Source organism: Azorhizobium caulinodans ORS 571 (assembly GCF_000010525.1).
Taxonomy (GTDB): domain Bacteria; phylum Pseudomonadota; class Alphaproteobacteria; order Rhizobiales; family Xanthobacteraceae; genus Azorhizobium; species Azorhizobium caulinodans.
In genome coordinates this window covers 2,561,309-2,574,758 of sequence record NC_009937.1, presented here as the reverse complement: position 1 = coordinate 2,574,758, position 13,450 = coordinate 2,561,309, and the positions used below count along the sequence as shown (strand labels likewise).

Annotated in this window: 10 protein-coding genes; 6 read left to right on the top strand and 4 right to left on the bottom strand. The window is 67.5% G+C overall.

Annotated elements, in window-relative coordinates; all coding sequences use genetic code 11:
• Nucleotides 1–7: 7 nt before the first annotated feature.
• From waaF to AZC_RS11635, 3 genes are all read right to left on the bottom strand, one after another.
• The gene (waaF, locus tag AZC_RS11645) at nucleotides 8–1,030 is read right to left on the bottom strand and encodes a lipopolysaccharide heptosyltransferase II (RefSeq protein WP_043879257.1); all 1,023 of its coding nucleotides are present in this window, start codon (nucleotides 1,028–1,030) and stop codon (nucleotides 8–10) included.
• A 168-nt stretch (nucleotides 1,031–1,198) separates the two neighbouring features.
• A complete protein-coding gene (locus tag AZC_RS11640; protein ID WP_012170777.1) occupies nucleotides 1,199–1,645 on the bottom strand; it encodes a phasin in 447 nt (148 codons plus the stop codon).
• 202 nt (nucleotides 1,646–1,847) lie between these two features.
• Nucleotides 1,848–2,411 carry a phasin family protein gene (locus AZC_RS11635; RefSeq protein ID WP_012170776.1) on the bottom strand — a complete coding sequence of 188 codons (564 nt, stop codon included), beginning with the start codon at nucleotides 2,409–2,411 and terminating at the stop codon, nucleotides 1,848–1,850.
• Between the two features lie 204 nt (nucleotides 2,412–2,615).
• On the opposite strand from AZC_RS11635, the gene AZC_RS11630 reads away from it, so the two are divergent.
• The 5 genes from AZC_RS11630 to AZC_RS11615 all read left to right on the top strand — a co-directional run bounded on the left by AZC_RS11630 (nucleotide 2,616) and on the right by AZC_RS11615 (nucleotide 9,161).
• Nucleotides 2,616–5,051, top strand: a complete 2,436-nt coding sequence (locus tag AZC_RS11630) for a sensor histidine kinase (protein WP_012170775.1) — start codon at nucleotides 2,616–2,618, stop codon at nucleotides 5,049–5,051.
• A gap of 274 nt (nucleotides 5,052–5,325) precedes the next feature.
• Entirely contained in the window at nucleotides 5,326–5,565 is a 240-nt protein-coding gene (locus AZC_RS25010; protein ID WP_012170774.1) for a (2Fe-2S)-binding protein, read from the top strand.
• A 120-nt stretch (nucleotides 5,566–5,685) separates the two neighbouring features.
• A complete protein-coding gene (gene bfr, locus AZC_RS11625; protein ID WP_012170773.1) occupies nucleotides 5,686–6,165 on the top strand; it encodes a bacterioferritin in 480 nt (159 codons plus the stop codon).
• A 235-nt stretch (nucleotides 6,166–6,400) separates the two neighbouring features.
• A complete protein-coding gene (locus AZC_RS11620) occupies nucleotides 6,401–7,429 on the top strand; it encodes an extracellular solute-binding protein (RefSeq protein ID WP_012170772.1) in 1,029 nt (342 codons plus the stop codon).
• Between the two features lie 103 nt (nucleotides 7,430–7,532).
• Nucleotides 7,533–9,161, top strand: coding sequence for an ABC transporter permease (locus AZC_RS11615; RefSeq protein WP_338010024.1), 1,629 nt, complete (start codon nucleotides 7,533–7,535; stop codon nucleotides 9,159–9,161).
• Between the two features lie 61 nt (nucleotides 9,162–9,222).
• On the opposite strand, the gene AZC_RS11610 is transcribed toward AZC_RS11615, so the two are convergent.
• Nucleotides 9,223–11,187 carry an acetoacetate--CoA ligase gene (locus AZC_RS11610; RefSeq protein ID WP_012170770.1) on the bottom strand — a complete coding sequence of 655 codons (1,965 nt, stop codon included), beginning with the start codon at nucleotides 11,185–11,187 and terminating at the stop codon, nucleotides 9,223–9,225.
• A gap of 346 nt (nucleotides 11,188–11,533) precedes the next feature.
• On the opposite strand from AZC_RS11610, the gene AZC_RS11605 reads away from it, so the two are divergent.
• Nucleotides 11,534–13,432, top strand: a complete 1,899-nt coding sequence (locus tag AZC_RS11605; RefSeq protein WP_133864088.1) for an AsmA family protein — start codon at nucleotides 11,534–11,536, stop codon at nucleotides 13,430–13,432.
• The last annotated feature ends 18 nt before the right edge of the window (nucleotides 13,433–13,450 follow it).

Here is a 13,450-nt window from a genome sequence, read left to right as displayed (position 1 = left end):
CGGACGCTCATCCCTGCACCGCCATGGCGGCGGCCAGCACTTCCTGCGGGCTGATGGCCTCGAAACAGGCGAGCGTCCCGAGCGGGCATTCCCGCTTGAAGCAGGGACGGCAGGGCAGGTCGTGAGACACGACGGTCGAGCGGGGGCCTGTGGGCGGCGTCATCTTCTCGGAAGACGATCCGTAGAGCACCACGAGCGGCCGATCGAGCGCGCCGGCCACGTGCATGAGCCCGGAATCGTTGGAGACTACAACGTCGGCGGCCGCCAGAATGCCGGCTGCCTCGATGAGCGAGGTGCGCCCCGTCAGATCCTCCACCGGCACGCCGGCCTTTGCGACGATCTCCTGCGCCAGCGGCGCATCCTTGGGGCCGCCCAGCACCCGCAACTGGTAGCCGGCGGCATGGGCCTGCGCGGCGAGGGTCGCGAACTTTGCGGTGGGCCAGCGCTTGGCGGGCCCGTATTCCGCGCCGGGGCAGAGCGCCATCACGGGCCCCTCGCCGGCCAGCGGGAACTTCTCCGCGACCGCGCGCCGCTCCTCCTCGGGTAGCACCAGGACGGGCCGCTCGGACGCGGGGGCCGCCCCTTCCGGCGAGCCGAGGGCCACGAAACGGTCAATGGTCCGCGCCGTCTTGCGCTGGGAATCCGAACGCGCGTCCGTGAGCAGGATGCTGCGCCCCTCGGCCGCATAGCCGATGCGCACGGGAATGCCAGCAGCGAAGGGCGGGATCGCGGCCTTGAAGGCCCGCGGCAGGATGATCGCCTTGCCGTACCCTTCGCTGCGGAGCGCCCGCCCCGCCCGCCAGCGGGCCATGAGGCCGAACTGCCCATGGCCGAGCCCCAGCGGGATGGTCCGCCGCACGCCAGGAATGAGCCGGGCGATGGGCAGCGCCGCCGGCGGGGCCATGACATCGATGGGCCGGCCCGGCTCCTGCGCCCTGAGGCTCGCGACGAGGCTCGCCGCCATCACCATGTCACCGACCCAGGAGGGACCGATGATCAGAAGCGGCGAATAGGTTTCGATGGCACGCATGGGCACTCGCTGGCACGCCCGCTCGGACCGGGCGATCACGCCGCGCGCGGCGCGGCCTTGCCGTAGCATCTGGCGCGGACGCGGGCTCTTGGCAAGCCATGCCCGTCCTTGCAAACGAAAAGAGCGCCCCGAAGGGCGCTCTCGAATGGCAGTCTCGACGTACGGCGATCAGGCGCCGGTACGCAGGGTCTTCTCGACGCCGGCCTTGATCGGCTCGGAGCTCTCGGCGGCCACCTTCTGCGCCAGAGCGGCGAGTTCCTTGGCCTGCTCCGACAGGGTCTCGAACTGGGTGCGCAGGTGCGAGGACGACAGCTCGACGGCCTCGGCGGCATTCTTCGCCGCCAGCACGGAGGCGCAGAAGTCGAAAGCCGAATTGATGTTCGTGCGCAGGATTTCCAGCGACTTCAGGTTGTATTCCGCGACACCCTTGGTGGCCGTGGAATAGGTTCCTTCGAGCAGATCGGACGTCTGTTCGGCGGAAGCCTTCAGCTTCTCGAAGCCCTCGCGATAGCTCTGCACGCCCTTCTCCGCGAAGTCGCGGAACGCGGCCGGCACGTCCATCGGCTTGAAGGCAGAAGTGAACTGATCCTGAAAGGCTTTGAAGGCGTCGGTCATGGTTTCCTCGGAGCGCTAAAAAGTCGATTATGGCTACGCAGCTCCGTGTCACACGGCCTGAACCGCAGGACATGGTGCAACGCACAGCGGCTCCACACCGCTAGACTTGGGCGGAATGTAACGCACTGCAACTAAAAGTGCAAAGAAATTTTTGCGCCGCACAATCGCGCGGCGCGCCGAGACCCGCGAGCGGTGCGCGCTCTCAGTAGGTCTGGTTCGGATTGTAGGGCTGCTGGATGTTCTCCGCCGCATGTTCGGCCGTAGCCTGCACGTCGGACTGCGCCGCCTTGCCGGCCGCCTGCACATCGGCCGCCGCCGACTGGGCGTGCTGGGTCGCGAGCGTGCCCAGCGCCTTCACCCGCTCCGCGAGCGCCTTGGCATGCTCGTCGAGGCTGCGCACCGTGCTCTCGCCCAGCGAGCGGGCATCGCTGCCGAGGGAAGCGGCCTGCTCGGACAGCGCCTGCATCTGACGGGTCAGGAATTCGCTCTGCAGCGCCAGAACCTCCTGCGGGCTCTTGGCCTGCACGAGCTTGTTCAGGAAATCGAAGCCGGCATTGATATTGGTCTCGACGAGGCCGAGGGTCTTCTGGCGCAGCCCCTTCATGTTCGAGCGGACCTCCTCAAGGCGCCCCTCGGACTCGCCCACGGCCGTGCGGGCGGCATCGAACAGCGTATCGAACGCCTGACGCGCCTGGGCCACGTTCTTTTCAGCGATGGCCTTCAACTCCGTGGGCAACTCCAGATCGGGACCGAATTTCGGCGTCATGTGGTTACTCCTCGGGCAGGGAGGGCAGAAAATGCACCCCGGCTGATTTTAGGCAGTTAATCCCTATGCACTGCAAGTTGAAACATTTCGACGACACCGCGCCGATTGGCGTCATGTTAATCTTTCGCCGGCAAGTCTCGGGCGATCCACGCGCGCTAGCAGGGAATCATTCGGACTTCGCCCCCTGAAACCGCCAGCGAGGCCATGAGCGAGCAGACGCAACGCATGCCGCCCCACCAGGAAGCGCTCTTTGCGCCGCTGACCCGGGAGGACCTTCCGTCCTTCGTGGTGCTGCTGCCGGACCTGCGCGTGGTGGCCGCGACGCCCGCCTGTGCCGCCTTCGGCGTGGAGACGGGTGCGGAAGCGCCTCTCAGCGTCAAGATCGTTGCCAAGCGCGTCGCAATGTCGCTGCGCCGCGCCCCGCGGCTTGAGCGCGTTCGCCTGCCCGGCACCCAGACGCCCCTGCCCTTCGCCTGCATCGGCATCCATTCCCCTGCCGGCCATGTGGTGCTGTTCGCCGACCCGCTGGCGCTGGCCGAGGGCGGACGGGCCACCCGCGCCCTGCCGCCCCGCAGCGGGCTGCCAGCCGTCATCCCGCAATATGGCCGCGACGCCGATGGCCGGTGCCTGCGCTTCTCCTGGCAGATGGACGCCGCCGGCCGGCTGATGCGGATCTCCCCTGAACTGCCCGAAGCATTGGGCGGCACCGAGGGCGACTGGGTCGGCCGGGACTTCCAGGAACTGGAGGATGTGGGTCTCATCGCCGATGCCGGCCCGATGCGTGCGGCATTGCGCACCGGGGGCAGCTTCTTCGGCCTGACGCTCCGCACCGGCGGGCATCCTGCGCGGCGCATCGAGTTCGGCGGCGTGCCGCTGTTCGATCAGGCGCGTCAGCGCCGGGGCACGCGTGGCTTCGGCCTCCTCTGGGGGGCAGAGCCGCAGGACGAGGCGCCCGCCGGCTCGGATGCTGAAGCCCAGCATTTCAACGTGGTGCCGCTGCACGGCGGCAGCCTCACGCCGCGCGAGCGTTCCGCCTTCCATGAGATCGCCCGCACCTTGAGCGAGGCCATCGAGGAATGGCCGAAAGCGGCCACCGAGGCGCGGCCGGAGCTCGACGAGACCGAGCCGCTGCGCGAGCCGGACGCAGGCACTGCCTCCGGGGCACAGGCCGAAGGCGAGGATCATCTGCTCGACCGCCTGCCCATCGGCATCGTGGTGCAGCAGGGCGGCAAGACCGTGCGCACCAACAAGACACTGCTCGGCTGGCTGGGCGTACGCGACACGGCCGAATTTGTCGCGACCGGCGGCCTGTCGCCCCGGCTCGTGCGCGATTCCCGCCATGGCGGCCTCGATCTCGAAACCCTGCATGGCGACCGCCTGCCGGTCGAGGTGCGCCTCGTCGCCTCGCCCTGGAGCGGGCGGCCGGCGCTCGTCCACGTCATCCGTCCGATCGAGGGGGCACCGGCGGCCGCGGCGGCATCGCCCGAAAGTCCCAGAGGCCCCGCCAGCGGCGTACAGATGCGCGTCGAGCGGTCGGCCGCCCGTCGGCAGGCGCTCGATTTCATTCCCTATCCCGTCCTGCTGCTCGACCGCGACGGAACGGTGGAAATGGCCAATACGGCGGCAGCGGACGCCTGCGGCTTTACCGCCGATGATCTGGAGGGCGAGCCCTTCACCATCCTTCTGGCGCCCGGATGCCATGTGCAGGCCGTGGCCATGCTTGATGCCGCGGCCGCCGGCAAGGGTGCGCAGAGTGCGCCGCTCACGCTGCGCCATCGGCTCGGCACGGAGGAGCAGGCCGAAGCGATGCTGGTGACCACGGGCGATCCGGCGGCGCGCTTCTGCCTCGTGCTCCAGACCCGCACCGAGGCCGTGGTGGAGGCGCCAAGCGCCGTTCCCGTTCCGGCCCAGCCACAGCCTCAACCGCTCGCGCCCCTTCCACCCGCAGGCGTGCCGGATGACCCGCGGCGCGTCGATGCCATCGTGCGCCGGGTCTCCCACGATCTGCGCGATCCGCTCACCGTGCTGCTTGGCTTCGTGGACAGCGTGCGCAGCAATCTCTACGGGCCCGTCGGCAGCCGGCGTTATCAGCAGCAGGCGGAGACCGCCGCGGCTGCGGGGCAGGCGCTGGTGGACACGCTGGACGACCTCGGCGCCCTGGCGCTGCCGCCGGAGCCGGTCACGCCCGTTTCGCTCTCGCCGCTGGTGACGGACGCGCTGGCGCATCTCTCGGACGCCGCCCGCCGGCGGGGCGTGCTGCTGCGCACGGCATTGTCGGAGGACGTGACGGCCCGCGCCAATCCGGAGGGCTTCGCCCGGCTCGCCCGCGAGCTCCTGACGGAAGCCATGGAAGCCACTCCCCATGGCGGGCAGGTCATCGTGACCCTCACCGCAGACGATGCGGCTCCCAATGCGCTGCTTCAGGTGCGCGACGGAGGCGCGGCATTGAGCGAGGAAGAGATCGCCATCGCTCTCGATCCGACACGCGCGGCGACCGTCTCCACCCGCTTCAGCCGCGCCGGCCGACCCTTCCGGCTGGCCCGGCTCGGGGCCCTGGCGCGCGCCATAGGCGGCGACCTTGCGCTGACTCGCGGGCTCGATACCGGCCTGCTCGTCCAGGTCTCGCTTCCCCGCGCCTGAGCCCTGACATCCCTGCGAGCGCGTGCCGAGGCCCTTTCCGGGGCCGGGTGCATTTTGGCGCGCGCCTTCAATGGCTTGTCGGCCCAAGTTGCGGCACCTCAAATGTCTTCTGAAAATAGAACAGATAAAAAGAGAGCCAGTTGACGCCAAAAACAGGTCCCTGCGACCTTCAGGATGGCCTCCGCGCATTGACGTCAGCCGAGGATGTCTGACAAGAATGGGAAGTAGATCAGCTCTTTAGAAACGATCTAATCTAAGAAACAACAGGCGTGTCATGATTGTGTGTTCGTGCAACGTCTTCTCCGACAGCCAGGTTCGGGACGCACTCGCGTCCACGGCCGGAGTGACGACGCCTGGACAGGTCTATCGATGCCTCGGCTGCTCGCCCCAGTGCGGCCGCTGCGCACGCACGATCCGCGCCATTCTCGATCAGGTGCAGGCCAGCGCCTGTGCCGAATGTCCCGCCACCTGCCCTGCCGCCAACCTTTCCACCCGGATGCTCGCCGCCGAGTGAGGGATCCCGCCGCGCGAGCCGCGCGGGATTTCCATCCGCTGATTGGTTGAACGCAGTTTGGAATTGGTCTAATTACTTTTCCATATGTTCAGAGCGGCTTGAGCCGCCAAGGAGAGCCACATGAAAGGCGACCAGAAGGTCATCGAGTATCTGAACCGGGGCCTGCGTTCGGAGCTGACGGCCATCAACCAGTACTGGCTGCACTACCGCATGCTGGACAACTGGGGCTACAAGGCGCTGGCGAAGAAGTGGCGTGCCGAATCCATCGAGGAGATGGTGCATGCGGACAAGTTCGTGGACCGCATCCTCTTCCTGGACGGCTTCCCGAACATGCAGGTCCTCGATCCGCTGCGCATCGGCCAGGACGTGAAGGAAATCCTCGAGGCTGACCTCGCCGCCGAGACCGAAGCCCGCGCGCTCTATCAGGAAGCCGCCGCTTATTGCGCTTCGGTCAAGGACTTCCCCACCCGCGACCTCTTCGAGGAGCTGATGGCGGATGAGGAAGGCCACATCGACTTCCTCGAGACCCAGCTCGATCTCGTCGCCAAGCTCGGCCTGCAGCTCTACGCGCAGCACCACATCGGCGATCTCGACGACTGAGCCCAAGCCCCGAGGGCAGCTGTACCATCCGAAACCCCGCTCCAGCGGGGTTTCTTTTTGCGCCAGGCAGGCAAAAGCAGCCCGCCGTGCCGCGAGGGAGCGGTCTCTTCTTAGAGATTTTCCAATATATTATCCTCGCCCCTTGTTTGATTGACGCCACGTAGCCCTCCCGCTACGGCCAGAACCATCGGCTCTTCATGCGAGCCGGCCTGGGTAAAATAAGGGAGGCTTCACGATGCTCCGTTCCATTGGACGGCGTCTGTTTCTGGCGGCTTGCGGCACGGCGATGCTGGTGGGCACTGCATCCGCGCAGCAGGTGGTGAACGTCTATACGACCCGCGAACCTGCCCTCGCCGCCCCGCTGTTCGAGGCCTTTACAAAGGCCACCGGAATCACCGTCAACAGCGTCTTCGTGAAGGACGGGCTTGCCGAGCGCGTGAAGGCGGAAGGTGCCGCCTCCCCGGCCGACCTGCTGATGACCGTGGACGTGGGCAACCTGCTCGACGTGGTGGACGCCGGCGTCATCCAGCCGGTGGAAAGCAAGGTGCTCTCGGACGCCATTCCGGCCAATCTGCGCGATCCGCAGGGCAACTGGTTCGCCCTCTCCATGCGCGCGCGCCTGATCTATGCCGCCAAGGACATGCCCAAGCTCACCAGCTTCCACTATGAGGATCTCTCCGACCCGAAGTGGAAGGGCAAGATCTGCATCCGTTCGGGCCAGCATCCCTACAATATCGGGCTGACAGCCGCCTATATCGTCCACTACGGCGAGGCGAAGACCGAAGCCTGGCTGCGCGGCCTCAAGGCCAACCTCGCCCGCAAGGCCACCGGCGGTGACCGCGAGGGCGCCCGCGACATCATGGGCGGGATCTGTGACATCGCGGTCGGCAATTCCTATTATGTCGGCCTGATGCGCTCCGGCGCCGGCGGCCCGGACCAGAAGAAGTGGGGCGAGGCCATCGACGTAGTTCTACCCACCTTCGAGAATGGCGGCACCCATGTGAATGTCTCCGGCGCCGCGGTGGCCAAGAACGCGCCGAACAAGGCCAATGCCGTAAAGCTGCTGGAGTTTGCCGTTTCGCCGCAGATGCAGGCGGTCTATGCCAAGCAGAACATGGAATATCCGGTGCTCGCGGGTGCCGAGATCGACCCCATCATCGCCGCCCTGGGCCCGCTGAAGATCGATTCCGTCTCGCTGGTCGAAGTGGCCAAGGCCCGCAAGAAGGCCAGCGAGCTGATGGACAAGGTCGGCTTCGACAACTGATCCGGCCCTCGACGTGACGGACCTTGCCTTTCGACCTCCGGCGACCCGTCGCGTGCGACTGCCGGCCCGCCGCGGGGGCGTCTTCGTCCTCGCGGCTGCGGCCGTGGCACTTCTCGTTCTCCTGCCGGTCCTCGCGCTCATCGAGATTGCCGCGCAGGGGTCGGGCGATCTCTGGCCGCACCTCATCGAGAATGTGCTGCCCGTCGCGCTCCAGCAGACGCTTCTTCTTCTGCTGGGCGTCGGTGTCCTCACCACGCTGATGGCGGTGCCCTGCGCGTGGCTGGTCGCCACATGCCGCTTTCCGGGGCGCGCGGCGTTGGATTGGGCGCTGCTGCTGCCGCTCGCGGTGCCGAGCTATATCGTCGCTTATTCCTATCTCGACGTGCTGCATCCGCTGGGGCCGGTGCAGTCGGCGCTCCGCTTCCTGCTCGGGATCTCCAGCCCGCGCGGCCTGCGCCTGCCGGACCTGCGCTCCATCGGAGGCTGCATCTTCGTGCTGAGCGTCGTGCTTTACCCTTATGTCTATCTCTCGGCGCGGGCGAGCTTCCTCGTCCAGTCCGCCGCAGCGCTGGAAGTCGCCCGCACGCTCGGCGCCGGGCGCCTGCGCACCTTCCTGCGCATCGCCATTCCGCTGGCCCGTCCGGCCATCGTCGCCGGCGTTACGCTGGCGCTGCTCGAGACGCTCGGCGACATCGGCGCCTCCGAATTCCTCGGCATGCGCACGCTAACGGTCTCGATCTACACCACCTGGGTCAACCGCTCGAACCTGCCGGGCGCCGCGCAGATCGCGCTCGTCATGCTGCTGCTCGTGCTCGTCATCATTCTCGGCGAGCGGGCAGCCCGGCGCAGCCGGCGGTTTGTGGCGACAGGCTCCACCCGGCCGCAGGCGCCGACCCAGCTCACCGGCCTTGCGGCCTGGGGGGCCTGTCTGTTCTGCGCCCTGCCCGTGCTTCTCGGCTTTGCCGTGCCCCTCGCCCACCTGACCCTTGCAGCGGCGCAACGCATCGAGTTTTCAGGCATTTCGCTCGATATCCTGAAGGAGGCGCGCAACAGCGCCCTGCTCGCCACAGCCGGTATGCTGGTGACGGTATCGCTGGGGCTGGTGGTGGCGGTGGCCCAGCGGGTGGACCGCAGCCGGATCACCGGGGCGTTCGTGCGCCTGGCCGGCCTCGGCTATGCCATTCCCGGCACTGTGCTCGCCATCGGCCTGCTCACGCCCATGGCCGCCTTCGACAATCTGCTGGACGGCTTCGCGCGGCAGCTCGCCGGTGTCTCCACCGGTCTCCTGATCTCGGGCTCCGGCGGCGCGCTGATCCTCGCCTACGGCATCCGCTTCCTCACCATTCCGGCAAGCGGCGTCGAGGCGGGCTATGCCAAGCTCTCGCCGCATCTCGACATGGCCGCCCGCAGCCTCGGCTGCACGCGCGGGGCCATGGTGCGGCAGGTGCACCTGCCGCTGCTGCGCACCGCGCTCGCCACCGCCGCGCTCATCGTCTTCGTGGATGGCATGAAGGAACTGCCGGCGACGCTGCTGCTGCGCCCGCTCGGCTTCGAGACACTCGCGACCCACATCTATGCGGAAGCCGCCCGCAGCACCTATGAGGACGGAGCTCTGGCTGCGCTGGTGATCGTGCTGGTGGGGCTCATCCCCGTCATCCTGCTCGCCCGCATCTCCCGGTCGGCCGCAGAAGGCGCAGCTCGCCCCTCAAGCTCTTCAAAATCAGGCACTTAAACTGCCTTTTTGAAGTTTCGGCGAAACCGGAACCCGCGGGTGCGGGCTCCGGTCCTCGACGTCAGGACAGCAGGTCCGGCACTTCCCGATACTGGTCCAGCGCCTCGGGATTGGAGAGCGCCTCCGTGTTCTTCACCGGCCGCCCGTGCACCACCTCGCGCACCGCCAGTTCCGTGATCTTGCCCGAACGGGTGCGCGGAATGTCCGTTACCTGCACGATCTTGGCCGGCACATGGCGGGGGCTCGCGCCGACGCGGATCTGGGTCTTGATGCGCCGCACGAGATCCTCATCCAGCGTCGTGCCTTCGCGCAGGCGCACGAACAGCACGACACGCACGTCATTGTCCCAATCCTGGCCGATGGCGACTGATTCCATCACGTCGGGAATCTGCTCCACCTGCGCATAGATTTCCGCCGTGCCGATGCGGACGCCCTGCGGGTTCAGGGTGGCATCGGAGCGCCCGAGGATCACGAGGCCGCCATGCTCCGTCCACATGGCGAAGTCGCCATGGCACCAGATGTTCGGGAAGCGGTCGAAATAGGCGGCATGATACTTGGCGCCGTCCTTGTCGTTCCAGAACATCACCGGCATCGACGGGAAGGGACGGGTGCAGACAAGCTCGCCCCGCTCCAGCTTCACCGGACGGCCGTCCTCCGACCAGACGTCCACGGCCATGCCGAGGCCGGCCGCCTGGATCTCGCCCTTCCACACCGGCGCGGTCGGATCCCCCAGCACGAAGCAGGAGACGATGTCGGTGCCGCCCGAGATGGAGGCGAGGTGCACGTCCTTCTTGATGCCGGAATAGACATATTCGAACGATTCCGGCGCCAGAGGCGAGCCCGTCGAGGTGATCAGGCGCAGGGCCGAGAGATCGTGGGTCTCGATCGGCTTCAGCCCCTCTTTGTGCAGGGAATCGATGTACTTGGCCGAGGTTCCGAAGACGTTGAAACCTTCGTCCTGCGCATAATCGAACAGCACCTTCGGGCTCGGCGCGAAGGGCGAGCCGTCGAAGAGAAACAGCGTCAGCTCGCTGGCGAGGCCCGAGACGAGCCAGTTCCACATCATCCAGCCGCAGGTGGTGAAATAGAAGAGCTTGTCACCCGGCGACAGGTCGCACTGGTAGCGATGCTCCTTCAGGTGCTGGAGCAGCGTGCCGCCGGCGCCGTGGACGATGCACTTGGGCACGCCCGTCGTGCCGGAGGAGAACAGGATGTAGATGGGATGGTTGAAGGGCAGGCGCTCGAAGGTCACGGCCTTGGCCGCGAAAGGCGTGAGGAAGGCGTCGAGATCGACGCCCCGGTCGAGCCGCCCGGCGGTTTCCGCAGCCTCGCCGAGATAGGGCACCACCACAAGCTTCGACGGCGTGGTGAGGTGCTTCGATATCTCCACCAGCTTGTCGGCGATGGAGACGCGCTTGCCGTTGTACCAGTAGCCGTCGCAGGCGAAGAACACCTTGGGTTCGATCTGGCCGAAGCGGTCCAGCACGCCGCGCTCGCCGAAATCCGGCGAGCAGGACGAGAAGATGGCACCGAGAGAGGTCGCCGCCAGCATGATGGCTATGGTCTCCGGCATGTTCGGCATCATTGCCGCCACCCGGTCGCCGACGCCCACGCCCTCGGCCTTCAGCGCCTGCTGGAGGCGGGAGACCAGCGCATGCAGGTCGTCATGGGTGAGGCGCTTCTCCAGCTTGTCCTCGCCGCGGAAGACCAGCGCCTCGCCGGAGCCGGTCTTGCGGAGCAGGTTCTCGGCGAAATTGAGCTTCGCATCGGGAAAGAACTGCGCGCCCGGCATCTTGTCCGCGTCGATGAGACGCTGAGCGCCCTTCTCGCCGATCACACCGCAGCTGTCCCAGACGAGATCCCAGAAGGCGGAGAGATTCTTCACGGACCAAGCGTGCAGGTCGGCATAATTGGAAAGGGAGGTGCCGAATCGGCTGTTCACTTCGCCGATCAGCCACGTCACGTGGCTCTTGGCGATACGCTCGGCGCCGGGTTGCCACAGCGGGTGAGCGGCTTGTTCGGTCATCGCTTCCTCTCCTAGCACTCTGACATTCGACGGACGCCTGAGGCGCCCTGGCGCTACCTGTTTCTTTTCAATGCCTTGGCAGGGTTTTCGCACAAAGCGGTGCCGCCTTGTGCGCGCCCTGCCCCTCCCCGTTCCCGCGGGCCCGGAGAGCGGCGCAGCAGAAGCTACCCCGTTCCTCGCCCCTGTCACAGCCCTTCCCGTGGACCGTCTGGAGCCCAGCCTTGAAAGGGACACAGAGCCTGCAGATTGTCGCGCCACGGGCGGAACGGGTAGACACGCGCATGGCGTCACGCCATGGGTGCGCGGGAGTGACCTTGCCTCCAGCTGGAATGTTCGAACGGACGTGGTGAAGATCGGCCTCAAAGCCCGGCGTCTTGCGCTCGCGGCCGGCATCAGCGCCGCCGCAGGCGTCGGCGTGTGCCTGCTCGCGCTCGCCATCGCCCCGGCGCTCGTGCCGCAGGGCGAAGTGCGTCGCGCCGCGACGGAAGCGCTCGCCGCCAGTTCGGGCCGCGATGTGCGCATCGAAGGCGAGAGCCGATTCTCCCTCGTGCCTTATCCCCGCATCGTGCTCCAGCGGGTAACGCTGGCCATGCCGGGCACGTCGGCGCTCGAAAGCGAGCAGGTGGTGGCGCGGCTTCGGCTGCTGCCCTTGCTGCTCGGACGGGCCGATGTTTCCAGCGTTACCTTGCGCCGGCCTATCCTCACCATGTCCGGTGCCGTCGAGGTGCCGCATCTGTCGCTCGCGCCCTTCGTGCGCACGCCAACCGCCCCGTCGCTGCGGATCGAGGACGGCACCATTGCCTGGCGCGACAGCGGCGGCCTCACGCAGGAACTGGTGAGCGGCATCAGCGCCCGGCTCGACCATAGCTCAGGCGGCAAGGGCCTCAGTGCCTCCGCCGACTTCACATGGCGGGACAAGACGACCAGCGGACGCCTGACGGTTGCCGATGCGAGCGCCTTCCTCGATGGCATGGACAGTGACACGCGCCTCGATCTCTTCTCCGACGGCGCCACCTTGAAATTCCGTGGCGTCGCTGCTGCCGGCGCCAATCCGGCGGCCGAGGGGGACATCGCCCTCGACAGCCCGGATCTGCGCAGCGTGCTCAACTGGGTCGGCACCACGCCGCCCACCAGCGGTGGGTTCGGCCGCTTCTCCTTCGGTGCCCGCCTCTCCGCGCACGGCCGCGAGATTTCACTCACCCCCGCCTATGTGGAGATGGACGGCAACCGCGGCGAGGGCGGACTGACGCTCAAGCTCGACGGCCGTCGCCCCTCGGTGGAAGGCACGTTTGCTGCGGACGCCATGAACATCACGCCCTACGGGCGCAAGTCGCTGACCGGCAATGGCGGCCGTGACTGGGACCACGGCCACCTCGACGTGTCCCTGCTGCACAAGGCCGATCTCGACCTGCGCCTGTCCGCCAACAGCATCCGCGCCGACGACAGCCTGTTCGAGCGGGTCGCGAGCAGCGTGGTGCTGCGCGGCGGCCGACTTCTGGCCTCCGTGGGCGAAGCGCAGGCCTGGGGTGGCCTGCTGCGCGCCACCCTGAGCGTCGCCCCGGCGGAGGCACCGGCCCACGGAACCGCCGTCCGGGTCGAGATGGACGGCAACGGCGTCGCCCTCGAGAAGGCGCTGGGGGACATTGCGGACATCCGGCGCCTCGAAGGCAAGGGCGACATCCAGGCCAGCATCAGCGGACAGGGAGACAGCATCTATGCCATCGCCCAGTCGCTGGGGGGCGCCGTCTCTGTGAAGGCAAGCGCCGGCGCCATCGTCGGGCTCGATGTGGCGCAGGCGCTGCGCCATCTGGAACAGCGTCCGCTCTCGGGCGGCGGCGACGTGCGCGGCGGGCGCACCAGCTTCACCACCATGGAAGCCAAGGCGCAGATCGTGGACGGCAAGGCGACGCTCGATACGGCGCGCATCACGGGCCGTCAGGTCCAGCTCCAATTGGCCGGATCCGTGTCCGTGGCCGACCGCACGCTGGATCTCAAGGGCGACGCCAGCCTCGTGAACGGCTCCGGCGAGGGCACGAAGTTCGAGCTGCCGTTCATCGTGCAGGGCACATGGGACAATGCCTTTGTCATGCCCGATGCCCAGAGCCTGATCCGCCGCTCGGGCGCGGCGCAGCCGCTGCTGGATGCCGTGCGCAGCCGTGGCGGCGACGCTGCCGTGCGGTCCGTGATCGAGCAGATCTCCAAGCCGAGCCCGCTCCTTCCGACCGGCGCCAAGACCGCCAACTGACGGCCACCTCCAGGCGCG

Coding starts and splice junctions, on each gene's coding strand:
- AZC_RS11620 (WP_012170772.1), top strand. CDS start 6,401: ATGCTCCGTTCCATTGGACGGCGTCTGTTTCTGGCGGCTTGCGGCACG.
- AZC_RS11610 (WP_012170770.1), bottom strand. CDS start 11,187: ATGACCGAACAAGCCGCTCACCCGCTGTGGCAACCCGGCGCCGAGCGT.
- AZC_RS25010 (WP_012170774.1), top strand. CDS start 5,326: ATGATTGTGTGTTCGTGCAACGTCTTCTCCGACAGCCAGGTTCGGGAC.
- AZC_RS11640 (WP_012170777.1), bottom strand. CDS start 1,645: ATGACCGACGCCTTCAAAGCCTTTCAGGATCAGTTCACTTCTGCCTTC.
- AZC_RS11630 (WP_012170775.1), top strand. CDS start 2,616: ATGAGCGAGCAGACGCAACGCATGCCGCCCCACCAGGAAGCGCTCTTT.
- AZC_RS11635 (WP_012170776.1), bottom strand. CDS start 2,411: ATGACGCCGAAATTCGGTCCCGATCTGGAGTTGCCCACGGAGTTGAAG.
- waaF (WP_043879257.1), bottom strand. CDS start 1,030: ATGCGTGCCATCGAAACCTATTCGCCGCTTCTGATCATCGGTCCCTCC.
- bfr (WP_012170773.1), top strand. CDS start 5,686: ATGAAAGGCGACCAGAAGGTCATCGAGTATCTGAACCGGGGCCTGCGT.